The organism is Bacillus sp. 5mfcol3.1, assembly GCF_900114335.1.
GTDB lineage: Bacteria > Bacillota > Bacilli > Bacillales > Bacillaceae_G > Bacillus_A > Bacillus_A thuringiensis_S.
The window spans coordinates 1,705,423-1,730,401 of record NZ_FOST01000001.1 but is presented as its reverse complement, the minus strand read 5'-3'; the positions used below and the strand labels follow the sequence as shown (position 1 = coordinate 1,730,401).

Genomic DNA, 24,979 nt, shown 5'->3' with positions numbered 1-24,979 from the left:
TATGTTTACTATTATCCTTCCTCCTTTAACAAATTTAGTACCATGAGTCCAGTACAATACCGAACTCATGTCCTAAAAACTCTCTAACGTAACGATCTGTCTAACTCTATAAAATTAGTTCATAATATACGATTTTTCTTACAGAAATATAGCACACCAAACATTAGCATAATACCAATTACGTAAAAAATTGTTGTTCCGCTCCCACCAGTATTAGGAATTACCCAATTATTCTTCGCATTTTTCACTGTTATTTTTTGTGTCTTTACTGCTTCTGTAATTTCTATTTCTATTGGATCCCTAAGTAACATATATCCGTTTGGCGCTTTTATTTCTTTTATCGTATATTTTCCAAGTACTAATTGACTGGAAATCACCTTTCCTTTTTCATCCGTTGTTAATCTAGCCACTTCTTTACCCTCTTTATCTAAGACTTGAAATATAGCGCCTTGTAGTTTTAAATTGATATCCTTATCATCAACTTTCTCAATTTCAAATTGTCCAGTCGGATCTGGTAATTTCTTATTTCCTATTTTAATTTCTACTACTGCATCTTTTTCTACTTTTACAGTTATTTTTTCTTTTAATAATTCGTAACCTTTAGGTGCTTCTACTTCCACTAAGGTATAGTTTCCTATTGGTAAGTCTTTTGATACTACTTCTCCTTCTTCATTTGTCACTAGTTCTCCAACTATTTTTCCTTTTGAATCTTCTATATGAAACTTTGCCCCTGCTAGTTTTTTATTTTTATCACTTATGTCTACTTTCACAAGCTTCATTTTCCCCATTGGATCTGGCAATTTCTTATTTCCTATTTTAATTTCTACTACTGCATCTTTTTCTATTTTTACAGTTATTTTTTCTTTTAATAATTCGTAACCTTTAGGTGCTTCTACTTCCACTAAGGTATAGTTTCCTATTGGTAAGTCTTTTGATATTACTTCTCCTTCTTCATTTGTTACTAGTTCTCCAACTATTTTTCCTTTTGAATCTTCTATATGAAACTTTGCCCCTGCTAGCTTTTTATTTTTATCACTTATGTCTACTTTCACTAACTTCATTTTTCCCATTGGATCTGGCAATTTCTTATTTCCTATTTTAATTTCTACTACTGCATCTTTTTCTATTTTTACAGTTATTTTTTCTTTTAATAATTCATAGTCTTTTGGCGCTTCTATTTCTACAAGGATATAGTTTCCTATTGGTAAGTCTTTTGATATCGCTTCTCCTTCTTCATTTGTTACTAGTTCTCCAACTACTTTTTTATTTGAATCTTCTATATGAAACTTTGCTCCCACCAATTTTTTATTATCATTATTACTATCAACCTTTTTTATTTTTACTTTTCCAGTACTAGGCTTGTTCCAATGTTGCCAGTTAAATTTGAAATTGTGAAATTCAAATCCACCAGTTTGTTGTACCGCACCAACAAATGCTTGTCCATTAATCGAACCGCCTTTTGTTTCTAATACAGCATTGGGGGCAAACACACTCCCAACGACACCATATCCCTCTGTTGTAATTTTTTTCGCATTTGGAAAAACCCAAATCACTTTCCCATATAGCTCAGTAAACGGCGAATTAGGAGAATATGGTTGTGATGTAGGAACTATATCTGTAGCCCTTCCAATATTGTTCGTGTCATATAGAATAGACCCATTTTTAAATGTAACCTCTGTTGCATCCGAATACATAACAATAAAATCTTTGTCCTTAGCACTCGGTAAAAATACATCTCTTATATCTAAATTGTTTTTCCCTGTCAATTCTGATGAAACATAAATATTAGAATTGTTTATATCTTTTCCGATTCCATAACTCATATTTGGAATTGGGGTATTCGTTTTATATTGACCAGCATTTTTACTGACTTGGTTCACTATATTGCGAAATTCATTAAATTTCGCGTCAATTTCTAGTTTTTCTTTATAAACGATATGATCATAAGAAGATTGTATGATGCGATCTGGATCACTCTCTTTTGTCATTACGACTATTCCGTTTTGAATGATAAAAGATTCTTCTCTTGATTTCTTAAATTTTCCAGACAACAACAAGGACGGATATCCCTTATCAACCCATTTTTCACCTACTATATTAGATGTTCCCGCTGCAGCACCTACAATTGTATACCCCGATGCATCCATATCACCTTGAACTGCAATTGCTCCTTCAATGTCGCCACCTATTGCTTTATGGTTACCAAAGACAACTGCATTATAACGCGATATATCACCTAGACCTTCTAAGTTTGTCGTGGATCCATATGCTTCTTGTGGTACATATACGACAAAACTTACACTTAACATTAACAAAACAATAAAATGAATACTTACCAGCTTTAATCGTAGCCTCAATTCCTTTGTTCCCACCTTTACCGTATTTTTTCTATAGTCGAATAAAATGACATGTTTATCAATGAGGATTTACTTCATTCCCTATATATCTTCTTTACTTATCTCTGAATTTCCGGTCCCAATGTCCATTAATGCAGGATAAATAAATACATTCTATCGAGTTAACCTTTTCTTATAAATTACGACTAGAAACACACATAACAATAGGATTGGAACTATTACAGTCCACTTATTAAATATAAATATCTCTGTACTCACTTTTTGTTTTTCATTCTCGTTTAACTCCACACGCACACCTCGAACTAGCAATCTATTGGTGTTTACTCCATAAGGCGTACACGTAATTAAAGTTGTATAATCTTTATTTTCTACAATTTGTAGATCGTCCGTTTCGTGTGGTAACACTACTTTAATTTGATCTACTTTATAAGCAAGAACTTTGTCTAAAGAATGAATATAAAAGAGATCTCCTTCGCTCAACTTATCTAAATCTGTAAATAATTTTGCTGATGGTAAACCACGATGCCCTGTTAAAATAGTGTGCGTATTTTCTCCACCTATCGGGAGCGAAGAAAAATCTAAATGACCTATCCCGCGGCTCAATACTTCCTCAGATGTCCCTTGATAGATTGGCAGTTTTATATTAATTTTCGATATTTCAATATACCCCATTACATCTCCTAAATTTAACGCATCAGCATATGCTTGATGATTACTTTTTTTTTCAGAAAATGGATCAGTAAATGTTTTCGTGGAAGTGTGAACTTGTTTATTATATTCGGCTGCTTCTTTTTCCCTACGTTCGACTTCTTTCTTTTGTAGCGCTTTGATCTTCTTATCGTAAGAGCTAATCTCAGAATAATGTGCACGAGTCGCCAACCAATTACTAATAGTAGGATATAAAAAAACACCTAATCCAAATAAAAAAATACCTCCCAAAACAAGATTTCGTTTCATATTTCCACCTCTGTATATGCTTAAATATCGAAAAGAGGGAAGCATTTTGCTTCTCCCCTTTTCCCATAGTTACATGTTCCTAAAATCTTAATTATTAGCAAACTTTTTTCTAAAGAAAACAAATGCCGCTGTAACCATTAACGTAAGGCCTATTACAGTAAAAAGAGTCGTTCCTATGCCACCCGTTACCGGAAGAACCCATCCACTTTTATTATTTTCAATCGTTAATTTAACCGTTTGATTATTTTCGCTAATCTTTACATCAATGGGATCTTTTAATAATTGATAAGAAGCTTTTGTACCATCTTCTTTTGTATATGTTGGTGCTTTCGTTTCAAAAATTTGATAGTCTCCATATGGAATGTTAGACCATTTAATAACACCATTTTCATCTGATACACCTGTTACTTCTTTTCCTGCTACAACAACTATTTTTCCATTTTTATCTTTAAGTACAAACTCTGCACCTTTTAATTTATTCTTATTAGCACCATCAATTTTTGTTAACTCAATTATTCCAGTTGTCGGAACAACAACTACAGGTTTAGATTCCTTTTCTCCAATTACATCATTTTTATTTGTAAAATCAATTTTTGCTGTATTTAAAATTTCCGAACCAGATGGTACTCCTTCTTTTACTTGAGATTTAATTTGCAAATGAAATTCTTTTTTACCATCTAATTTTGTGAAATCTTTTACTGTAGCTGTTACCTTTTGACCTTCTATAGCTACCTCTACAATGCTTGCATTTACTTCTGCTCCATCAATTTTCACGATTGGCTTTCCTTGAATCACTAAACGATTATCCAAAGTATCTGTTACCACATATTTTTTGTATTCCTTAATGTCTTCTGGAATTAATGTTTTAATATCATAATTATAATTAGTTAACGGATTGATTGGTAACGCTTCCAATTTTCCGTTAATCTTTTTATCAATTGTTGGTTCTTCATAGTTTTTCACTTCTAATTTAACTACTGTACCAGAAGTAATAGTTCCATCTTCATTAATTGTTCCGGAGTTCTTAACAAAAAACTCACGTTTAGTTGGATCTATTACATAGCCTTTCGGAGCTTTTGTTTCTTGGAAATAGTATTCTCCATACACCAATCCTTGCACGCGAATATGACCATTAGCATCTGTTACTAACTCTTTTTTCACTTCTGTACCGTCTTTTTTAAATAAAGAGAATACAGCACCTGCTAATGCTTTTTCATTTACACCAGTTTTTATTAAATCAACTGCACCACGTTTAACCTCATTTTTAGGATACATGTGAACATCATAGTTTAGCACCTTACCCTCTTTATTCGTTAATGGGATATCCACTGTATACGTATTGGGATTTAGATTAACATGTGGAGGTCCTGCCACTTCTTTCACCTCATAACGTCCTAGCGGAAGATCTTTTAATACAGCTTGTCCGTTATCATCTGTTACTACTTGATTTGGAGTGGCTCCCATTACAGGTTTCACGTCTTCTTTTACGATTTTCCCATCGTTTGAAATTTTTTCAAAAGAAGCAACCCTTTTTACTTCAAACGTTACACCTTTTAATGGTTTCGCATCTTTTGGCACCTCTTGATTTGCAGAACCGTCACCTTCTAGTCCCTGCGCTCCATCTTTTTCTTGTTCATACTTATGAATCGTTAAAGTACCTTTAGATGGTGAATCCGCCTTTACTAATACACTAGACCATGTAGAAAATGTTAAGAAAAACACTAAAAGCACACTAAATATTTTTTTCATTTCTCTTATCCCCTTTACTACTTCTATCATTTTAAAAATCTCTTTATTACTATTACCTTCTTAAAAGCAATAGTGTGCCAAGTATCAGTTTTAAACGAATAACATAAAACATAGTCGTCCAACAATCCATTGTTTACAATCACTTATTCACTTTTCTTATCTTCTATTATTACGTTGTCTCTCCACATGATATATGTAATTTTCTCCCCTAAATTACACTTATATCCCTATTTCAAGAATCATTACATTTGTTACATAATAGCTTTCACTACTAATTTCGACTAGTCACTTACTGTCAATCTATTAATTTCTCACTTCCTATCCCTATTTAAAATCCAATCTTAATCATTTTTTAATACATATAAGTAATAACCAACAAATAAGTGTGACGATTCATATTTTACGCTACTGTCCAAAACTATTACCTGTATATTCAAATAATATGTGCTATTCATGTTAAATTATGGTATTATTCTTAGAAGTTTATAACTTTTATTTATATTTTTTATTAATAAAGGTTTTCCGTTTCTACTTATGAAAAAAGGAATATATGTTTATTTAACTATTACGCATAACTGTAAGGAGGAAGAATATGACTAAAAAGCTCAGTCTAGTTGAGATAGAGTACATTTGCAATATGTTTTTCCAATCTTTTGAAATTCCAGTTTGTTTTTTAGATTGTAACAAAAATATTCTTTTAGAATTCACATCAAAAAGTGATTCACATTCGTTGTATACATCAAAAATAGAGCAGTTACATGTGCTTTTTCAGAGAAATGATACATATAATTTCCCCATCTTCAGAACTCACGAACATCTAGGGCACTTCATTTTAATTCACATAAAGAGCGATTATATGGTGAACGGTACTGTTATTATTGGGCCCTTGGCACATGTAAATTTTTCTACAAGTAAAACGGATAGTAACCTTAATTTCATTCCAAATTATAAAAGAACAAGAGACCATTATTTTTCATTGTCAGTCAAAGATCAAAATTTCTTTGTAAATATAGCAATATTGTTCTATAACATTCTCTATAAAAAAAATTCAGATGTAAGCACATTTTCAAATAACAGTGACTCACTTCATATAAGTCATAGCAGAATCTTAAACAAAGATGTATATATTTCAATGCAAAAAGACGAATCCATTTATCATAATTTATATATAGAGCAGCAACTGCTTGGTTCTATAGAAAACGGGGATAAAGAAACCGTACTCAAATATTATTACGAATTCCAACAAGAGACTCTTTCATCTTTATCTTCATTCCATCAATTAAGACGTCATAAAAACATTTGTATTTCATCCATCACGCTCGCTACTAGATATGCGATAAAAGGGGGACTTCCATCTGGGATTGCTTACAAAATTTATGATTTACATATTCAAAGAACAGAAGATTTAAAAGACAAAGAATCTGTTTGGGATTTATTAAAAAATGCTTTTTGTACCTTTGCAGACCGTGTAAAGGCACAAAAAACACAGCAACATTCACAGACTATTGCTATTTGCAAAAACTACATTTTTAAAAACATTTACAATCCAATATCTGTTAAACAACTTGCTAAATTTGCAAATGTGAATTCAGATTATTTATCTATATTATTTAAAAAAGAAGTCGGTATTTCATTAATTGAGTACATTCAACGTGAACGAATCGAAGAAGCAAAGAAATTATTAACTTTCACCACCTATCCTTTATCAGACATATGCGCTTCGCTTAATTTTAGCGATCAAAGTTATTTTACTAAAATTTTTAAAAAATTCACCAATGAAACACCTGGTAAATATCGAAAATCTCATGTTGTCATTTAGAGTGACACTTCCATTAAAGCAAAGTGTTTTCAGTAACTTATCAATGGCAAATTAGAAGTACTCCTATATTCATGAGCTATAGGATTTATGCTATTTTCAAATCAAAAAACACGTTACTATTCTCATTAAAATAAAAGAATAGTAACGTGTTTTATATGTAATATAGTTCTGTAGACAGAATAGTATCCAACTGCAAATTTTTATAAAAGCCAAATGTACCGCTTAACTATTAAAATCTTAATAAGTAAAAAATCCATATTTCGTTTTATTTACTTTCTACTTTATTTCTTTTGAATACTGAACTCTTTTCTTCAAACGAATAATCCCTACTATTATTTTTGTATCTTTCTAAATTTGCGAATCAAAGTGAGTACTGTACCTGCAATAATCATCAATATGCCGATTGCTGCACTGTTAGTTGTACTTACACCCGTCTTTGGAAGCTCCTTATATGTATATTCTTTTTTATCGGTATTACTGTTGTTTGTCTTATTAGCAAGACCATTAGGTTTGCTAGTTTCTTTATCTTTCACTAACACTTTTTGTATTGTATTTACCTCATTACCCACGGAATCTCTTACACTATATATTATTTCATAAGTACCAGCTTTAGTTATATCTATAGTTCCTTCATACGCTACTTTAGAAGTAAGGTCACCGTCTTCTTTGTCAGTAGCTGATACTCCTACCAACGGATCAAATTGATCACCCTCAGTAATTGAAGTTGTAGCAGGTACTTTTAGTATTGGTTTATCATTTTTAACTTCTTCTCTAACTTTGACCGTTACAGTTTGCTCCGCCGTTACTTCATGACCTTTAGAATCTGTAACCGTGTACGTTAATACGTAAGTACCAGCTTTAGATGTATCTACTTCACCATCAACTTTGATTTTAGAAGTGAGATCACCGTCTTCTTTATCGATAGCTAATACTTCTGCCATTGGAACAAATGAATCTCCTACATGAATTGTCGCTCCAACAGGCACTGTTAATTTAGGTTCTAAATCTGATGTTTCTCCATTTTTCTCTACAATTACAGTCTGTGTTGCCGTTGCATTCCGCCCTTGAGAATCAACAACCATGTATTCCATAATGTATGTACCTGATTTTGAAGTATCTACATCGCCTTTATGCTTTACTTTATTTGTTAAATCACCATCTTCCTTATCAACAGCTTTTACATTTCTCATTGGATCAAACGTATCTCCTACACGTAGTGTAATGGTAATCGGTACAGTTAACTCTGGAGCTTGGTTTTCTACTGCTTTTTCGTTTTCTTTCACTGTTCCTGTAATTTTTGCCACATCAAAAGCATTTTGGATTGCTTGAACTTCAATTGAGTTCGTTCCATATTTATTAGTTGCAACTGTAAGGCATGCCAATCTCAATTCAGAGAAATCAGAAGTCATGTTTAATTCATCAGTATTTGCATAATAGAAAATATCAAACATTTTATCCTCACCAATACCATTTACATTTACACCGTTATGAGTACCACCTTGTGCAATTAAATACGCAACTTTATTAATAATACTTGAGTTAAAATGAACGCCTCCATAATCCTCTCCATTTAAATCATTATATTTACTATAATCATCAGGATACGGTAGTCCTTCTGAAAAATTAATTGCAGTTGGATTTTTCATATTACGAAAAGTCGATCCCGTTTGTTCTCCTATTGTCCAGTTAAATTCTCCATTATTTATGTATTTCTCTATAGCCGTTCCCATAATATCAGATAATGCCTCGTTAATCGCCCCAGATTCTCCTGAAAATTCAAGGTTAGATTCGCTAGATGTAACCGCATGTGTAAATTCATGACCCGCTATGTCGAACGCTTTTACCATAGGATCTCCATATAAAAGCATACTAATGTTATTAATATTAGTACTAAATGCATTCTCCCAATTTTCAGGATCATTTGTTCCTCCGGAATCCCATGCATGTACAACTGAAACTACTTTTTTCCCTTTATTATCAAAACTATTACGCTTATATTTTTCTTTATAAAAATCATATACCTTTGTTGCTAAGAAATGAGCGCTTACCGCCTTTGGATCATTAAATGTTGTTGAAACGCTAGTTGTTAGTATACCAGGATAATAACTTTCTTCATTTGTAATATCTCTATAATTTACATCATATGTCTCAATTCCTTGTCCTCTTGTGTAATCAGCAAGCGCATAATTCCCACTGGTCTGTTTAGAAATACCAAATGTACGAGTTACGCCTAAATCATCTTTTCCTGTTCCAGTTAATGATGTGAAATTGCTAGTTTTATTTTCCTTAACGGATTGAACATACTCTTCACTTATTTTCAAACTTGATTCTTGTACCATATCTTTTAACATTTCACCATTATGAGCATTCACTAAATAAGTTCCAGATACATAATTTGGTGTTGTAGCAGCAAATGTAACTTGATATGCATTGCTAGCCTGCCCATGATTTTCATCAACAAAAATAACTGCCTTAACTTCTGGCTCAGAAATAAATTTAGTATCGTTTCCGTACTTTTTATAAATATATTGTTTTGCTTCTTCTTTTGATAAATTAATAGGTTTCTTTAAATCTTCTTGTGTTAAATTTTGTGCGCTAGCTCCTGAAATGCTTTTAATAATACCTTTTTTATCTACGTGAGCAGTCAACTGGTGGCCATATACTTCTTTTCCTTCATATATTTGTTGCATGCGCACAAGTGTAGTTCCATCATAAGAACCACGTTTTTGAAGAACCTTGTAATCTACTCCTGTTTCTGCACTAACTTGTTTTGGAGACAAAGCATGCTCCGTATTTTCCTTAAGTGCATCTTTCACTACATTCTCTGGTGCCTTTTTTGATGGTTGTGTCAGATCACCTGTACGGAACGAATCCTCTTGAATTTCAACTTGCATTTGACCAGGTTCCTCTGCATGACCTACTCCATATGGTGTTACACTTGTTAAAACGAATCCTGTTGTTAATGCTACTATAGCTATTTCTTTTTTATTTCCCATGATATTTACCTCGTATAAATTTCTATTATTTATATGAAACTGCTAAAATGTATACAATCTATTCCTAACATAAAAAGATGACTTTTGTAATCTACAAAAGCCACCTCTTCAATATGTAATATCCCTAAAATGTTTTTAATACATAATTTCTATACAAAAAGAAAAAAGCATTCATTAACGAGCATTTTGCAATACTTTTATTAGGTCATTTATATTTTCAACTTTCTGCTGAAACTGATCAAGTCTGCTATGTAGCGATGAAGGATTTTTATCTTCAGTTGAAATAACTTGTTTTAATTCGTTTTCTAATTTATCATACATATCAAAGAAATTATCAAATTCTACACTTACAAGCTCTTCATTTTCGCGATAGAATCTTTTTGCTTCTATATAAGTCATATATGATTTATTTAAAAATCCTAATGAAATTAAATATTTAGAAGTGTTTTCTTGATAAATAGCAATATCACATGCCATTTTAATATCAGAATAAGTCTTTTGAACGAGACAATGCAATTCAAAAATCTTAAACTTTAATCCATTATTCATTTCATCCCCTCCCATCGTATCTATTCTACATAAAATTAGAATATTATACAAAGAAAATTATTAGTATGAAATTGACAATTTAAAAAATAACTTAAGGATAAACAAACTCCCTCGCATTATAAATTATAGTTACGGAGCATTTACCAACATAACAGCAAAATAAAAAGCGAAAAGAATAAATCTTTCCGCTCTTAGAGTAATAAATACATTTCATATTGTGCTAAAGAATTCTTTTCAAATCTACATTTCTTTAAAAAACCCTCCAGTAAATTATTGTTAGGAAACCCAATTGATAAACTTGATAAATGTAATTCTTCTCTTGCTACTTCTAATAATTTCATCCCAACACCAATATTTCTATAATCTTTATCTACGAAAATAAAACTAATTTTACCTTCTTCATTTACACATAGAGAGCCTTTTAAGTCATTAGTGACATATGCACCATAAAATACATTATTTGTTTTTTCGATATAATCAACATCATTTTGCCAATTTATATGGAAGTTTAACCATTTCTGAATTTCATCTTTAAAAGTTGGAAATTCTAATTGTTTTACTTCAATATCCTTACAATCTTTATTCATTATTTTAGTCAAATCATTTAAATTATAATAAGAAAGATCGTACACTTTTTCATAGCCCAACTTATTATAAAAATGAATCGCTCGGTCGTTTCCTACAATGACTTCGAGAAAAAGTTGCTTACATCCATGTTGAATCGCCTCTTCTTTATGCAGTTCAAATAATTTTTGACTCACACCAATACCTCGGTAATTAGGATGAACCGCTAATGTTCCACAGCGCATAGTCTTTATACTTTCATAATCCTTTATACCACCTAATATTACGCCAACTGATTTGTCACCGTCTAAAGCAAGAAAAGAATGTTCTAGCAAATTACCTTCTGGTCCCAAAAAACGGTGTATAAAATCACCTTTTGAAACTTCCATCTTAATAATATAATCGGAAAATCCATCTTTAAAAGCTTCATATACTAAATCAATATTTACTTCACTACATCTTTTATATTGAATCATATAAAATTGCCCTCCAATTGCTTGTATTAACCGCAACATGTACCCATATAATATATTCCATCTATTATAAATTTCAGCTCTTAATTTGAAATGAACGGACATTTCCCTACATATAACCCACTATTAATTTGTTTTATAACAAACTATCTATTATTTACTACATTAATCTCATAAACACGCAAAAAAGCAATTAAATGCTCACATGCTCTTTCGCATGCTAGCATTTTAAAGATTTTTTGTTCTTCTTTCGTTTTATCATTTGCTTGATCTGAAGCAGCTTTTAAACATAGAAATGGTTTTTTATTTATTTGGCATACATAGGCGAAAGCTGCTACTTCTTGATCAACTGCCAATGCTCCATATACGGTATGGAGTAAATATCTCATTTCTGAACTACGAATACGTTGATCTCCGGATAAAAATGTACCGAAATGTATTGGATCATATGATCGTATTTTTTTTATTCTTCTTACAAGTGATTTTGTTGTTTCAATAGGTGCTGTTCTACCGTTATATAAATTAAAAACATCTTCCCCTGAGCCAGCTGCAGTAACATCGTGTTGTATTGCGTTTAGTGCCACTACAATATGACCGTTTTTCACCTTGTTTGATAAACTTCCGCATATTCCTGTCATAAACAACTCATCTGGCTGAAACTCACTAATTAACAATTGTACACAACTAGCGCAGCTTACTTTACCAACACCAGTAACAACTGATATAATTTCCAGCTCATTAATAGTATGAAAATGAAATTCCCAAGCTGCTCTTTTTTCAACACGTTCACTCGAATAATGTTGATGCAAATACGTCAGTTCTGGTTCCCATGCAGATACTATTGCAATACGTTTCATTACACGCTTCACTTCCCCTATTGTCATTTAAATAAGTTATCTATACTTTCTCGTTCATAATCTGGAATCCATTCTTTGTATTTCTTATATAAATCTCGTATTATTTCTTTATTCTTCGCAATTACTTCACATCCTCTATCATCACACATAAACATGACAATATCTTTCGTTGCATTTATGAGAAATACATCTGGATAAGAAATTTCTTTTTTTCGTCCAAATCGAGGATACAGAGCAGAGAAATCCTCGTGATTAGCAGCTTGTATAAGCAATTCATACTTAATATCTTCCGCAAGACATTTTAAAGAAAAATGATATGTACAATATAAATCTGCTTCTTCATCTTCAAATAGAAACGGTAACGTTTCTTGTCTTATATGAAATCTTAAATCTCTTTTCTTAATATATTTATTGTATACATTTATTTTCTGTGGAGTTTTTATGTTTTCCTTTTTAAATCTATAAACATTTGTCACTACAAACACTACATCTTCTTTTGAAAATATGTCTTCAAATAAGAATTTATTATATGTATATAGTTGAGAAAAGTATTCCATATTTAAATCGTCGGTTCCTTCTACAATTTGATATTTATCTTTTCCGAAATCAAAATGTAAATGATTTCCCCACTGAGAATATAAGTAGGGTCCTAATGTAACTCCTGGAAATGTTTGATTCATATATTCTTTTAATTGCATTTCCTTGTCCTTTCTACTGTAAAATTCCTTTTAAATCCCAGTATGCTTCTTCTAGCCACGGATGTATAACTTTCAATGTATCTTTCCTTTCCCACAAATATGAAATATATACAAAAGCTGCTTTTTCCAAAGATTTTTCCAATCCTTTTTTTATTTCTATTAAATATGGTGGTGTCCCGTTTTGATCCCATTCTATTTTATCTGCAACAAATAATACTAAATCCATCTTCGTTGCATATTTACGCAACGTTGTATGGCAACAAATTGCATTTAAAATTTCTTCATTTTCTACTTTAAATATTTCTTTTGCGATTACTCTCGATAATTTTTGATGAATAATCATAGGAAACTTTTTTCTGCTTCCACTATCTCTACCCCAAACTCTTCAGCAACTGCAATCCTCTCCTCGTTCGGAAAAATGCCACTAATATCATGTAAATATCCTGCAATTGCTGCTTTTTCTTTATCTACGTGAAACTTTTCTGCAATCTTTTTTGCCTCATTTGCCACACGAATTGAATGTTTATATGTAAACTCTTTATTATATTTTAGTAGAAAGGCTTTAATATCATTTTCTATTTTTCCAGTTGGAGTAAATGAATATATATCACTATATAACATAGAAAATCCCCCTTATAACTAACTTACATTATAATGTAGAATCTAAATATCCTTTTTATTTTATATTCGATATTAATCTTTTTACTCCTTTTTAATACGTTACATGAAATTTTATACAAAATCATCGCTACAAGTACATAAATGTTTGATATTATAGTAATGTTGATGATTTGTAAGGAAAGGAACTACACAATGAATAAAAACATATTAATTATTGATGATGATAAAGAAATTGTTGAATTACTTGCTGTTTATTTGCGAAATGAAGGCTATAACATTTATAAAGCTTATGATGGCGATGAAGCATTGCAAAAGGTTTCTACATATGAAGTTGACCTTATGATTTTGGATATTATGATGCCAAAACGAAACGGATTAGAAGTTTGTCAGGAAGTACGTGAAAATAATACTGTACCAATTCTAATGCTTAGTGCAAAAGCAGAAGATATGGATAAAATATTAGGCCTTATGACAGGTGCCGATGATTATATGATCAAACCATTCAATCCATTAGAATTAGTAGCTAGAGTGAAAGCTTTATTACGAAGATCCTCTTTCCAAAATGCTACTTCGCAAAAGAATGAAGATGGTATTATTCGTATTCGCTCTGTTGAAATACACAAACATAATCATACAGTTAAAGTAAATGGAGAGTATATTAAACTAACCTCTATTGAATTCGATATTTTATATTTACTTGCGAGTAATACAGGAAGAGTATTTAGTTCAGAAGAAATTTTCGAACGCGTTTGGAATGAAGATGGTTATGGTTCAAATAAGACGGTAATGGTCCATATTAGCAACTTACGAGATAAACTTGAAACAGTAATGAATGGAGAAAAATTGATTCATACTGTTTGGGGAGTTGGCTATAAAATTGAGAAATGAAGCATTTGATATATTAAAAGATATTCCTAAATGGAAACTTATTTTTTGGCTTTTATTAGCTATCACACTCACTCCTATTACTGAACTAATTATTTATCGCCTCGTTACGAGTGTAATTGAGAGTTCACTTACTCTAACTGAACTCGGTAAAGAATTCATTCGAATTTTTGGTTATGAAAAGTATAAAGGGATTAAAGAGTCTTTATGGATGATGATTGTATCTTATTTGTTTTTATTTTCTATTTTTTCATCCTATCTTTACATTTTTTATCGTCACGAGAAAAAACTTTATTATGAAACTTGTATAAAAAAAATGATAGAAGAAATTCGTTATATTGCAAATGGAAACTTCAATCATAAAGTTTCTATTGTAAATCATAATTATCTAGAAGAATTAGCAATCGGGGTCAATGAAATTGTTGAACAATTAAAAGTCTCCATTGATGAAGAAAGACAAGCGGAACAAGCAAAAAGTGAACTTATTACAAATGTATCACATGACTTACGCACCCCTCTTACTTCTATAGTTGGATACGTAAATTTAATCCATCATGATAATTATAGAGATGAAGTGGAATTGCGATACTATATTCAAGTCATTTACGATAAAGTAACTCGTCTTAATGCATTAATGAATGACTTGTTCGAATATACACGTGTTCAAAATAAAGAATTAAGCTTGTATTCTGTTCCTATTGATATTGTAGAGTTACTTGGACAATTAACTGTTCAATTCCGCATACAGGTTCAAGAAGCTAATATAGAATGTCGGCCTTCTTTCCCGTCTCAAAAGCTTATGGTATTAGCTGATGGTGACAAATTAGTGCGTGTGTTTGAAAATCTTATTATAAACGCTATCGCTTATGGAAGCGAAGGTCGCTATATTGACCTTACTGCTTATGAAAGCAATAATATGATTACAATTGATATAACAAATTACGGACAACCTATTCCTAGTACGGATTTACCTCATATTTTTGAACGTTTTTACCGCGTTGAGAAATCTCGCTCTACAAACACTGGTGGATCTGGACTTGGATTAGCAATTGCAAAAAGTATAGTCGAGTTGCATAAAGGAACAATTGAAGTATATAGTGATGACGAAAAAACAACATTCACTGTAAAACTACTTCCATACAAATGTTAATATTACAAATAAAAAGTTCAATTTCTTATCATATAAGAAATTGAACTTTTTCTATTATTTCCCTAAATTTAATAACCCTTTATAATTCTTTAGAAATTCTTTACCTTTTCTTTCTTCCTAATTAAGCATTCCTTTTTACAATACTAGTATTGATGTCATAATAGGAGGATCACTTATGCAATTCTTAAAAAAATTCGCTATTTTATTATTATCTTTTTTCATTACTGCACTTATCGTTTTATATTTTTATCTTTATGTAAATGGTCCGATTATTCAAGCTAAATCAGCTATTTTAATAAATGCTAATTCAGGTGAAATTGTTTATAAAAAAAATGAAGAAACCCCAGTACAATCAGCTACTTTATCTAAATTAATGACGGAATATATCGTATTGGAACAACTAAATGATAGAAAAATACAGTTAGATGACTTCGTACAAATAAGTAACGAAGTTTTCCGAGTAGAAACAAGCCCTATACAAGTAACATCGAATGATAAAACAACGGTTCGTGATTTACTTCATGCATTGCTACTGGCAGGGAATAATCGTTCTGCACTCGCTCTAGCAGAACACATTGCTGGAAATGAAGATAACTTTACAATATTAATGAATAAAAAAGCAAAAGAACTACAGTTATTACAACCATCTCCATTTCTAAACTCTACTGGAATTAATCATGATACAAATAAACAATCAACTACAACAGCAATAGACGCAGCTAAACTAGCTGCACGATTAGTAAAAGATTTTCCAGATGTATTGAATATTACGAAACTAACCTCTTACCAATTTACCTTCAAAGATTCCCAGGTTTTCAATACGAATAAAATGATATATTCCCTTAATGAAAACATTAAACTTCAAGGTGTTGATGGCTTACAAACTAGTTTTTCAACTAACGGTAATTATAGTTTTGTCAGTACAGCAAAACTAGGAGATACTAGACTAATTTCAGTAATATTAGATGCAGATGAAGAAAACATCTCATTTATTGAAACAAAAAAGTTGCTACAGTATGGTTTTGATCCTTCCTCGTACTCTGCACTCCAAGCTTTTAAAGACACCCTTACATCTTGGACAATATTGCTTCAGTTTAAAAACTTAATTATACAAACTATAATGATTTTCTTAATCATTACCACCTTAATGTTTTTACATATACGTCAGAAAAAATCCGAGGATTTCAATTAAGAAATCTTCTTATATATAAAAACCGACTTGCGCTTGAGATGCAAGTCGGTTTTTAATTCTATCATCCTCGTCCAATCAAATTTGCTGAAATTGGTTGCAAGTTTAACTCCCTCGCCCATATAGATAGCTGACCAATATGATGGATTTCATGTACGATTACATGTCTTAAAACCTATGTTTTTTGAGGCATACATCCATCTCTGTTTCCTTTCGTTATGTTCTTTTGTTTAGTTTAAATGGGTTAATCTATTAATTCTATTAAATCCAACAATTTAACTATTACATATTAAAGTTCTATTCATATACTATAGTAGATTACTAGAAAGGAGGCTTAACTATGGATAGTTGCGTTGTATTTGTAAACGGACAACCTTTTTTAGTTCTTTCAGTAGCTGGTATTGAAATTGCTAGATTAGAGATTTCCCTTCAAGTAGCATTAGCTCTAAGAGTGCTTGGGATACCAATCTGTGATTAATTACCAAATTAAAAGAAAAAGCGGGCATTAGCCCTCTTTTTCTATTTTCTTCTCATCTTTTTTTAACAACTAACAAAATTTAAATTTTTATTTTGTAATGAAAATCCGAAAAATCAATCCATTTTATTCAATAAAAAAGATCAACACCCATACCTCATTATCCGTTTCTAAAAAATTAGAATTCGGTTAATTACAAGAAAATTTAAATATACGAACGTTACATAAAATACTTGTTAGAATATCTGTCCTTCACACTATTTATTTCGCCGACGTTATATAATCAAAGCACCAATGATTAACTTTTTATACGGCTTATTTTAAGTGTGCTAGCATTCTAGGCTAGATGATCATGACTGCAAAAAAACTTCAAGTTCTCGTTTATATAAATCAGATCACGCTTTCACTTTTTGAATCGATTGATAATCTTTAAATTACGGTTCTCTATCTTCTTATCCTTGAAGAGCACTAATCCAACTATACTCTACATCTACAATATGAAATCATGTTTTTAACATACCCCCAGTTTGCAAAGTAAATCTTCCTCTGAAAGTTGTTCACACCACTTAAACCAATCATCTCTTACTTGCCAATTATATTGAAATAAAGTGTACACATTTATCTCTCCCTTACTTCAATTATCCACCTAACAGCATCTGTTATATAATGTGGTTCATTATTTTGAATATAATGACCACTTTGTTCTGCAATTATTAGTTTATTTTTGTTTGATAATCGTAATAATTCTTCTTGCAATTGTAACCATTTTATTTGTGCATCTTGCGAATAAAAAGCTTTTTTACCAGCAGCTAACACGACGAGTGGAATATCTCTCGTCGACTGACAATATTTATCTGCTTCACCCAGACTAAACATAAACTCTTCATAAGAACTTTCATGTACAAATTGTTTATAGTAAGCTTCTTGAAATTCTGGAGACATGATTGGCAAAAATGCTTCTTTATAATTTTCTGGTGTCGAATCAACCAAAACTATTCCCAACATATCTTCAGGATAAAAATCAGTAAATAAACGTGCATTTATACCACCAAAAGAATGTCCTACAAAAATATAAGGTGGCTTCAGTTGTAAAAGATTTAAGCATGTTCTCAAATCTTTTACCATTTCAGAACTAATACGTTTCTTGGAACTCTTCCCGCTTTTGCCTAATCCAGCCCGATCGTATGTAAGTACCGTACCATATTCCGTCAGTTCTTCAGCAGTTTGATTCCATGCCTTCGAATAATCACCATAGCCTGATTCCAATATAATAACAGGCTGCTGCTTCTTTCCTTGGAATATTTTCGTATACATTTTAAAATCAGCAACTTGTATATATTCCTCTATACATTTAACCATTGACAATCACTTCTCTTCGGCCAAGTTCCTCTACAGCGTGATTAATTATTTCACTTACAGATAAAGAACCATCCAATATGATATCTGAATTCGGCTTAACAGTATGAATTGCCTCTAAATAAGCTTTTCTCGCATATGTCATGTAATGTTCCAAATCATTATGTATTTCATCTATTGTACCTTCCTTAAAATCTCGCAAAATCCTTCTAGCCATCGCAATATCTAAAGGCGTATCAATAAATATAGTTACATCAATGAATTTTCGCATCTCACTATTTAAGTATGCAAAAGGATAATCTACAATAATATAGTCTAAGGTATTATTTTGTATAAGTTGCTCAATATCATGAATTAATGGTGTTAATACCCACTCGTCGTAATTCGCCCCATCATCAATCCATTTACAAATATCAGCAGGAGATTTATCAAATGTGTAACTATCAAAATATAGAGCTTTTGAGTTTTTAAACTTATGCTTTAATCTTTCTGTAATTGTAGTTTTACCTCCCCCCGAAACAGCTGCAATTGAAATTATTTTTGTTTTATTATCCACTATACCCACCAAACCCCTTTGTTAACATAATATAATTATAAATTACTATCGTTGCTACTTCTTCCATTCATATTCTAACATACTCATTTCCCATAAATTCCAATACGTTTCTCCTACTCTTTTTGACTCTCTTAATAAGCCTTCTTTTACAAACCCTATTTTTTCGTAACATGAAATGGCCGATGTATTAAAATCATACACACCAAGAGTTACTCTATGTAGTTTTAATTCGTCAAAAGCAATATGAAGTACTGCTTTCATCATATGTTTTCCTATAGAACGTCCTCTCATCTTCGTATTACCAACTAATACTTTTCCAATTCTAGCGGACTTATTAATATTATCTATTTGCCCAAGCGAAATATGTCCAATAACGTCTGAAGTCTCTTCATCTACCACTTTGAAAGCGAGTGTATTTGCACTTTCTATATACTTCTCTAATTGCTGTTCGTCTAAAGGAAATGTGAATGCATTTCCTGACCATTGTATTAGAAATTCTTCGGAATTAATCCAATTTATTAATTGTTTAAAATCAGATTTCTTAAAGCTTTCTAGTTTAATCACTTCCTTGCTCCTTTCGTACATCATGATTTATAACCTCAAACTTATTTCTATATAAAGAATATATTCTCCTTTTATATAAAATTAAAATAAAGCCATTCATGTGAATGGCTTTACAAAAAAGCAGCATAATTATGCTTTGTTTGCTACATCAATACCATTAAAATCAAAGTCAGCAGTAACCGTTGTAACCGGTGGGAAAATTGCTTCAATTTTGCAAATGGAAATAATTACTCCAACCGATCCAGGAATAGCCGCAAGCCTAACTACATCACAACTTACAGACGAAACAGTACCTACATAAGTACGTCCCTCTGTATTAATTTGAACTGTTCGATTAATTAATTTCTTAAGTTCATCTCTAATTCCTTGTACACAAGAATTATCACATTTCTCATGCTGTTCTTTTTTACACTCTTCGAATACTTCCCAACAATCATCTTGTTTACATGTACACTTCTTTTTACAATTATTAAATCGAGAACCCAATACCTCACCCCCTAATCCTTTCTATTAGTAAAGTATGTCCACTAGCTTAAAAGGGTACGAGGCAAACACATAAAAAGAAAAAAACAAACAATTGTACCAAACTTTCTTTTCATTATTCATTATAAAAACAGACTTCTCCTAATTAAAAGCTTTTTAATGAGCGGCCGTAAATTTAGTCCTACTCCATTTAATGTTTAGACACCACTTTCTAAAACAAACCTTTTTTCTTTTAAATAAGACGCCCCTTAAAAACACACTAGATTTTCCCATTAACTCACATATACATAGACTTTATTTGTGGATTTCCCATTTTTCATTGTGAAATATACATTTAAAAAGCGTACTCGAAAATAAGATATTATTTGTAATCAGAACATTTTCTTCAACAAGTGTTTATTGAAAAATACCATAACTAGTAGTAGTTCTCTCCACTTTCTCTTAAAAATCAGCATAGTTTGTATGAATTCTATATCGAGTAGAAGACACTCTATCATATAAAGATAAAATAGTAGGTTAATAAACAAGCAATTTTTTTATTAAAACATAGAATAATATGAACACTATTGAAAGGAGGTAGAAATAAATGTCCTGGAAAAATGATTGCTGGAGTTCTCAGAAAAAGCATTGTTGTGATGATTGGTGGAAATCTAAAGAAAAACATCATTGTGATGATAATTGGAGTTCTCAGAAAAAGCATTGTAATGATGATTGGTGGAAATCTAAAGAAAAGTGTCATTGTGATGACGATTGGAGTTCTAAACGAAATAAGTGTCGTTGTAAATGTTTCTTTATTTGTTGCCATTGTAAAAGGAAAAATTGGTAATATTTTCGATGCCAACTTAAAGGAAAGAATATGTCTTTTGGAACCGATAAATACTAGAATGTATTATACAAAAAGCTGAATGAATATAATCAGCTTTTTATCAATGAACACGTAAAGATTTCAACAGACATATGTATTTACTGATTAGGTGGGCTATTAAGAAAAAACAAGCTAACTCTTATAAATCGATTTTTAATTACTTCACGTACGTATAAAGCTTTAGATGCCCTCATTACTTCAGACGAATTCACCAGTATTTTCAGCAAAAAATTCATGGAATCTTTAATTAGTCGAGTACTTTCATTGCCTTCAGAAACCCCAGAGACAAGCGGGGTTTCTTTTATTTAAATAAAGATTTTGTTTAAACTTTACAAAACTCACCTATATTAAAATATCTTCTAAAATCCTTATTGAACATTTATAATACTATTAAACGGTTTAAATTCGACAATCAGTAATGGAGGCATTTTAATGGGAAACATCCCAAAAGTATCATCACACCAATCAAATCCTAATATACCCTCACAGCAAGTGAATCCTAATACCCAACAAGGTAGTATAAAAAAAACAAGACGCCGTATTATAACTACTTTGGCTTTTATATTACCTATAATTTTTGTCCTTCAATATTCTCTGAATAACCAACAAGAAATGATTAAAGAAAAACAAATCACACTTAATACGGAACAACAAAAATTATCTTCTGTAAAGAAGGATGGTCATTCCCTTAACAAGGATGTCAAGGCTTTAACAAGTAGTGAAGAAGAAATTTTAAAATTCGCAAGGAAACTGTATGGATTTTCCAAACCGAATGAAACTATATTTCAAATAACTGAATAAAATTACACGGCATTACCTAAAAGGCGATTTGAAGATAATCGCCTTTTTATATTTAATTTCTAAAGGAATCATACTAATCTCTCTTTCTATCATATAACTACTTTGTTTAATTTGTTAAAATAAAACCGCTTGTCCGTTTCACTTTGCTCTATCATTACATTTACTATTAGTAATACGATTTTTAGAGGTGATAAATAATGGACGAGTTTTTATCTTTTGCTGCACTTAATCCCGGTTCTATTGGACCTACACTTCCAACTGTTCAACCTTTTCAATTCCCTACCGGTCCCACCGGTTCTACAGGAGCTACTGGACTAACCGGATCAACTGGACCGACTGGGCCAACCGGATCAACCGGACCAACTGGACCAACCGGATCAACTGGATCAACTGGACCAACTGGACCAACTGGACCAACTGGATTTAATCTTCCTGCTGGGCCTGCATCTATTACCTTGACTTCTAACGAAACTACAGCATGTGTATCCACTCAAGGAAATAATACTTTATTTTTTTCGGGTCAAGTATTAGTAAACGGTATTCCTACTCCAGGGGTAGTGGTCAGTTTTTCGTTTAGTAACCCATCTCTTGCTTTCATGGTTCCTCTTGCTGTCATTACCAATGCCTCAGGTAACTTTACCGCTGTATTTCTAGCCGCTAATGGGCCTGGAACAGTAACCGTTACTGCTTCACTTCTTGATTCTCCTGGAACAATGGCTAGCGTCATTATTACCATTGTGAATTGTCCGTAATGATTTTATTTTTAAGAACTAAGCAATTTCTAATAAAAAGAGCACTGATTTTATAGCGCTCTTTTTTTATCATTTGGATGTGCCTTTCAAATTAAATTTCGTAACAGCCTATTAAAATAACGCTTTTATTGAATTTCATCCTTAACAAAATTTAATTACTCCAATGAATAAACATGCCACAGTATCGTATTTTAATAAAAACTATAAAACAGACATACTTAACACTAATAGTAGAATTTTTCTTCTTCATCAAATTCACTTCTTTTCTTTTTATAAACATAAAAAAGGATCTCTATTTATACAGAGATCCTTTCTAACTTTATAATTTACTAGACTGTAACCCCTGAATAAACGGAACTACTTCAGGATTTACAAGTGAAGACAAATCACCTAATTCTTTTCCTAAGTAAGCTGCTTTAATAACACGGCGCATTACTTTAGAATTACGTGTTTTCGGTAAATCTTCTACAACGTGGATGTCTTTAGGACACAACGCTTTTCCAATATGAGAGTTTACTAAACTCATTAATTCTTTCTTTAATTCTCCTGTGAATGTTACATGATCTCTTAATACTACAAAACAATGACAAACTTCACCTTTTACTTCGTCAGGTACACCAATTGCAGCAGCTTCAATTACATCGTTATGTTTCACAAGAATAGATTCATATTCAGCAGGTCCAATACGTTTACCTGCAATATTTAACGTATCGTCTGAACGCCCTGTGATGATATATTGTTCACCATCGTAAATGACCCAGTCACCGTGGACCCATTTATTTTCAAAACGTGACCAATATGTGTTCACGTAACGTTCATCATCTTCCCAGAAGCTTTTCGTCATACCTACCCAAGGTTTCTCTAAGCATAATTCTCCGACTTCATCTCGAATTGGTTTACCTTGATCATCCAGTACGACAGCTGCCATTCCTGGTAAAGATGCGTTAAAACTAATCGGTGCGATTGGCTTAATAAGAACATTACCGAAAATCCCACCAGAAATTTCAGTTCCACCTGAGTAGTTACAGATTGGAACATTTCCTTTTCCAACTGTTTCAAACAGCCACATCCATGGATCAGGATTCCAAGGTTCTCCTGTTGATGCGAATACTTCCAAACTCTTTAAAGAATGTTTATTGACATACTCATCACCTTTTGCCATTAATGCTCGGATTAACGTTGGCGAAATACCTAGATGAGTAATCTCATATTTATCAACTGTCTCCCATAACCGGTCTGCTTCTGGGAAGTCTGGAACACCTTCGTACATAACCATCGTTGCTCCATTAATGAGTGAACCGAATAATAGAAACGGCCCCATCATCCAGCCCATATCAGTTACCCATAATACACGATCACCTTGTTTAATATTCATTCCAAATCCTGCATCAAAAGCTGCTTTCAAAGGAAATCCTGCATGCGTGTGTACTGTTCCTTTCGGCTTACCAGTCGTTCCTGATGTATAAATGAGCATCAATGGATCATCACTTTGCATTTCCTCTGCATGTATGAATGGTTTTTCTTTTTCTAGCGTACTCCACGAAAAGTCATAGTTATGTGGTGTAAAATCATTTCCTGCATGACGAACGATAACAACTTTTTCAACAGTTGGGCAATGTTCACAAGCTTTATCTACTTCATCTTTTAAAGAAACAATTTTACCGCGACGTGAAAATCCATCTGCGGTAATAATCATTTTTGAACCTGCCGCTTGCACACGTGTCATAACTGCATCAGACGCAAAGCCTGAGAATATTGGTGAAATAATTGCTCCAATTTTCATTACAGCTAGCATCGCAACAACTGTTTCTGGAATCATCGGCATATAAATTGTTACACGGTCACCTTTTTCAATACCCGCGTGTTTCAAACCATTGGCAACACGGCTTACCCAGTTATCAAGCTCTTCATATGTAAATGATTTTGAAGTTCCATTTTCTCCTTCGTACTGAAGTGCTGGCTGTATTCTTGTCTCTTCATCCGCAAGCCAGCGGGATAAAGCTGATTCTACAACGTTACATGTTCCGCCATTATACCACTGTGCAAACGGTGTACCATTTTCTAAATCTAACACTTCTGTATAAGGTTTCATCCATTGATAGCCAACTGCTTTTTCTGCCTCTCCCCAAAGCCAAGCTGTTTCCTCAATAGATTTATTATAAAAAGTTTCATAGTCTTCATATCCCAATGATTTCATCCAACTATATAAACGTGTTTTTTCCTTGTACTCTTCTGTTGGAAACCAAACTGCTTGTTTCAATGT

The 24,979-nt window shown here is 32.0% G+C and carries 22 protein-coding genes and 4 pseudogenes; 8 read left to right on the top strand and 18 right to left on the bottom strand.

Annotated features, from left to right (window positions below; translation table 11 throughout):
* Nucleotides 1-119 precede the first annotated feature (119 nt).
* The 3 genes from BM089_RS08820 to BM089_RS08810 all read right to left on the bottom strand — a co-directional run bounded on the left by BM089_RS08820 (nucleotide 120) and on the right by BM089_RS08810 (nucleotide 5,063).
* Entirely contained in the window at nucleotides 120-2,357 is a 2,238-nt protein-coding gene (locus BM089_RS08820; protein WP_090976657.1) for an MSCRAMM family protein, read from the bottom strand.
* 153 nt (nucleotides 2,358-2,510) lie between these two features.
* Nucleotides 2,511-3,314 (bottom strand): class C sortase, encoded by an 804-nt coding sequence (locus BM089_RS08815; protein WP_000828082.1) that lies wholly within the window; start codon nucleotides 3,312-3,314, stop codon nucleotides 2,511-2,513.
* An 87-nt stretch (nucleotides 3,315-3,401) separates the two neighbouring features.
* Nucleotides 3,402-5,063: an LPXTG cell wall anchor domain-containing protein gene (locus BM089_RS08810; RefSeq protein ID WP_090976738.1), complete on the bottom strand. Its 1,662-nt coding sequence runs from the start codon at nucleotides 5,061-5,063 to the stop codon at nucleotides 3,402-3,404.
* 592 nt (nucleotides 5,064-5,655) lie between these two features.
* On the opposite strand from BM089_RS08810, the gene BM089_RS08805 reads away from it, so the two are divergent.
* Nucleotides 5,656-6,882 (top strand): helix-turn-helix domain-containing protein, encoded by a 1,227-nt coding sequence (locus BM089_RS08805; protein WP_139213236.1) that lies wholly within the window; start codon nucleotides 5,656-5,658, stop codon nucleotides 6,880-6,882.
* 332 nt (nucleotides 6,883-7,214) lie between these two features.
* Here the strand turns inward: BM089_RS08805 and BM089_RS08800 are convergent, their stop codons facing one another.
* The 6 genes and pseudogenes from BM089_RS08800 to yqeK all read right to left on the bottom strand — a co-directional run bounded on the left by BM089_RS08800 (nucleotide 7,215) and on the right by yqeK (nucleotide 13,640).
* Nucleotides 7,215-9,878, bottom strand: a complete 2,664-nt coding sequence (locus BM089_RS08800; RefSeq protein ID WP_090976655.1) for a M4 family metallopeptidase — start codon at nucleotides 9,876-9,878, stop codon at nucleotides 7,215-7,217.
* 174 nt (nucleotides 9,879-10,052) lie between these two features.
* On the bottom strand, nucleotides 10,053-10,427 hold the full coding sequence (locus tag BM089_RS08795; protein WP_001059026.1) for a hypothetical protein: 375 nt from the start codon (nucleotides 10,425-10,427) through the stop codon (nucleotides 10,053-10,055).
* Nucleotides 10,428-10,618: 191 nt separating this feature from the next.
* Nucleotides 10,619-11,467, bottom strand: coding sequence for a GNAT family N-acetyltransferase (locus tag BM089_RS08790; protein WP_000617067.1), 849 nt, complete (start codon nucleotides 11,465-11,467; stop codon nucleotides 10,619-10,621).
* Between the two features lie 143 nt (nucleotides 11,468-11,610).
* Complete coding sequence (mtnN, locus tag BM089_RS08785) at nucleotides 11,611-12,348, bottom strand: 5'-methylthioadenosine/S-adenosylhomocysteine nucleosidase (RefSeq protein ID WP_139213235.1); 738 nt, start codon at nucleotides 12,346-12,348, stop codon at nucleotides 11,611-11,613.
* Complete coding sequence (locus tag BM089_RS08775) at nucleotides 12,345-13,019, bottom strand: DUF3885 domain-containing protein (protein ID WP_139213234.1); 675 nt, start codon at nucleotides 13,017-13,019, stop codon at nucleotides 12,345-12,347. Before BM089_RS08775 ends, mtnN begins: the two co-directional genes overlap by 4 nt.
* Before the next feature lie 13 nt (nucleotides 13,020-13,032).
* Nucleotides 13,033-13,640: pseudogene (gene yqeK, locus BM089_RS08770) on the bottom strand (bis(5'-nucleosyl)-tetraphosphatase (symmetrical) YqeK).
* 192 nt (nucleotides 13,641-13,832) lie between these two features.
* On the opposite strand from yqeK, the gene BM089_RS08765 reads away from it, so the two are divergent.
* The 3 genes from BM089_RS08765 (at nucleotide 13,833) to BM089_RS08755 (ending at nucleotide 16,867) form a co-directional block, all read left to right on the top strand.
* On the top strand, nucleotides 13,833-14,528 hold the full coding sequence (locus BM089_RS08765) for a response regulator transcription factor (protein ID WP_001038809.1): 696 nt from the start codon (nucleotides 13,833-13,835) through the stop codon (nucleotides 14,526-14,528).
* Nucleotides 14,518-15,675, top strand: coding sequence for a sensor histidine kinase (locus BM089_RS08760; RefSeq protein WP_001243312.1), 1,158 nt, complete (start codon nucleotides 14,518-14,520; stop codon nucleotides 15,673-15,675). The genes BM089_RS08765 and BM089_RS08760 overlap by 11 nt, the downstream gene beginning before the upstream one ends.
* Before the next feature lie 175 nt (nucleotides 15,676-15,850).
* Nucleotides 15,851-16,867 carry a D-alanyl-D-alanine carboxypeptidase family protein gene (locus tag BM089_RS08755; protein ID WP_001160060.1) on the top strand — a complete coding sequence of 339 codons (1,017 nt, stop codon included), beginning with the start codon at nucleotides 15,851-15,853 and terminating at the stop codon, nucleotides 16,865-16,867.
* A 61-nt stretch (nucleotides 16,868-16,928) separates the two neighbouring features.
* On the opposite strand, the pseudogene BM089_RS08750 reads toward BM089_RS08755, so the two are convergent.
* Nucleotides 16,929-17,039 (bottom strand): annotated as a pseudogene (locus BM089_RS08750) (DinB family protein); the annotation flags it as partial.
* A gap of 165 nt (nucleotides 17,040-17,204) precedes the next feature.
* Between BM089_RS08750 and BM089_RS08745 the strand changes: the two are divergent.
* Nucleotides 17,205-17,342, top strand: a complete 138-nt coding sequence (locus BM089_RS08745) for a DUF3956 domain-containing protein (RefSeq protein WP_000376554.1) — start codon at nucleotides 17,205-17,207, stop codon at nucleotides 17,340-17,342.
* Nucleotides 17,343-17,692: 350 nt separating this feature from the next.
* On the opposite strand, the pseudogene BM089_RS31040 reads toward BM089_RS08745, so the two are convergent.
* From BM089_RS31040 to BM089_RS08720, 5 genes and pseudogenes are all read right to left on the bottom strand, one after another.
* A pseudogene (locus BM089_RS31040) lies at nucleotides 17,693-17,955 on the bottom strand (DinB family protein); the annotation flags it as partial.
* Between the two features lie 2 nt (nucleotides 17,956-17,957).
* Complete coding sequence (locus BM089_RS08735) at nucleotides 17,958-18,698, bottom strand: alpha/beta fold hydrolase (protein WP_090976651.1); 741 nt, start codon at nucleotides 18,696-18,698, stop codon at nucleotides 17,958-17,960.
* The gene (locus BM089_RS08730; RefSeq protein WP_002061416.1) at nucleotides 18,691-19,251 is read right to left on the bottom strand and encodes a nucleoside/nucleotide kinase family protein; all 561 of its coding nucleotides are present in this window, start codon (nucleotides 19,249-19,251) and stop codon (nucleotides 18,691-18,693) included. Before BM089_RS08730 ends, BM089_RS08735 begins: the two co-directional genes overlap by 8 nt.
* A gap of 54 nt (nucleotides 19,252-19,305) precedes the next feature.
* Nucleotides 19,306-19,839, bottom strand: coding sequence for a GNAT family N-acetyltransferase (locus BM089_RS08725; RefSeq protein WP_000990082.1), 534 nt, complete (start codon nucleotides 19,837-19,839; stop codon nucleotides 19,306-19,308).
* Between the two features lie 105 nt (nucleotides 19,840-19,944).
* Nucleotides 19,945-20,301: a hypothetical protein gene (locus BM089_RS08720; protein ID WP_000535577.1), complete on the bottom strand. Its 357-nt coding sequence runs from the start codon at nucleotides 20,299-20,301 to the stop codon at nucleotides 19,945-19,947.
* A gap of 596 nt (nucleotides 20,302-20,897) precedes the next feature.
* Between BM089_RS08720 and BM089_RS08715 the strand changes: the two genes are divergently transcribed.
* The 3 genes and pseudogenes from BM089_RS08715 to BM089_RS31885 all read left to right on the top strand — a co-directional run.
* Nucleotides 20,898-21,203, top strand: a complete 306-nt coding sequence (locus tag BM089_RS08715; protein WP_000560132.1) for a hypothetical protein — start codon at nucleotides 20,898-20,900, stop codon at nucleotides 21,201-21,203.
* A gap of 392 nt (nucleotides 21,204-21,595) precedes the next feature.
* Nucleotides 21,596-21,964 (top strand): FtsB family cell division protein, encoded by a 369-nt coding sequence (locus tag BM089_RS08710; protein ID WP_000526886.1) that lies wholly within the window; start codon nucleotides 21,596-21,598, stop codon nucleotides 21,962-21,964.
* Between the two features lie 197 nt (nucleotides 21,965-22,161).
* Nucleotides 22,162-22,218: pseudogene (locus BM089_RS31885) on the top strand (exosporium leader peptide-containing protein); the annotation flags it as partial.
* Nucleotides 22,219-22,235: 17 nt separating this feature from the next.
* Here BM089_RS31885 and BM089_RS31475 read toward each other — a convergent pair.
* From BM089_RS31475 to BM089_RS08700, 3 genes are all read right to left on the bottom strand, one after another.
* A complete protein-coding gene (locus tag BM089_RS31475) occupies nucleotides 22,236-22,454 on the bottom strand; it encodes a hypothetical protein (protein WP_254791355.1) in 219 nt (72 codons plus the stop codon).
* Between the two features lie 30 nt (nucleotides 22,455-22,484).
* On the bottom strand, nucleotides 22,485-22,700 hold the full coding sequence (locus BM089_RS31470; protein WP_000236250.1) for a hypothetical protein: 216 nt from the start codon (nucleotides 22,698-22,700) through the stop codon (nucleotides 22,485-22,487).
* 335 nt (nucleotides 22,701-23,035) lie between these two features.
* Nucleotides 23,036-24,976, bottom strand: coding sequence for an AMP-binding protein (locus BM089_RS08700; RefSeq protein WP_071730016.1), 1,941 nt, complete (start codon nucleotides 24,974-24,976; stop codon nucleotides 23,036-23,038).
* Nucleotides 24,977-24,979 lie beyond the last annotated feature (3 nt).

Coding starts and splice junctions, on each gene's coding strand:
- BM089_RS08775 (WP_139213234.1), bottom strand. CDS start 13,019: ATGCAATTAAAAGAATATATGAATCAAACATTTCCAGGAGTTACATTA.
- BM089_RS08795 (WP_001059026.1), bottom strand. CDS start 10,427: ATGAATAATGGATTAAAGTTTAAGATTTTTGAATTGCATTGTCTCGTT.
- BM089_RS08815 (WP_000828082.1), bottom strand. CDS start 3,314: ATGAAACGAAATCTTGTTTTGGGAGGTATTTTTTTATTTGGATTAGGT.
- BM089_RS08725 (WP_000990082.1), bottom strand. CDS start 19,839: ATGATGTACGAAAGGAGCAAGGAAGTGATTAAACTAGAAAGCTTTAAG.
- mtnN (WP_139213235.1), bottom strand. CDS start 12,348: ATGACAATAGGGGAAGTGAAGCGTGTAATGAAACGTATTGCAATAGTA.
- BM089_RS08805 (WP_139213236.1), top strand. CDS start 5,656: ATGACTAAAAAGCTCAGTCTAGTTGAGATAGAGTACATTTGCAATATG.
- BM089_RS08715 (WP_000560132.1), top strand. CDS start 20,898: ATGATTGCTGGAGTTCTCAGAAAAAGCATTGTTGTGATGATTGGTGGA.
- BM089_RS08745 (WP_000376554.1), top strand. CDS start 17,205: ATGGATAGTTGCGTTGTATTTGTAAACGGACAACCTTTTTTAGTTCTT.
- BM089_RS08755 (WP_001160060.1), top strand. CDS start 15,851: ATGCAATTCTTAAAAAAATTCGCTATTTTATTATTATCTTTTTTCATT.
- BM089_RS08790 (WP_000617067.1), bottom strand. CDS start 11,467: ATGATTCAATATAAAAGATGTAGTGAAGTAAATATTGATTTAGTATAT.
- BM089_RS08800 (WP_090976655.1), bottom strand. CDS start 9,878: ATGGGAAATAAAAAAGAAATAGCTATAGTAGCATTAACAACAGGATTC.
- BM089_RS08810 (WP_090976738.1), bottom strand. CDS start 5,063: ATGAAAAAAATATTTAGTGTGCTTTTAGTGTTTTTCTTAACATTTTCT.
- BM089_RS08735 (WP_090976651.1), bottom strand. CDS start 18,698: ATGGTTAAATGTATAGAGGAATATATACAAGTTGCTGATTTTAAAATG.
- BM089_RS08710 (WP_000526886.1), top strand. CDS start 21,596: ATGGGAAACATCCCAAAAGTATCATCACACCAATCAAATCCTAATATA.
- BM089_RS31470 (WP_000236250.1), bottom strand. CDS start 22,700: ATGGTAATAATGACGCTAGCCATTGTTCCAGGAGAATCAAGAAGTGAA.
- BM089_RS08765 (WP_001038809.1), top strand. CDS start 13,833: ATGAATAAAAACATATTAATTATTGATGATGATAAAGAAATTGTTGAA.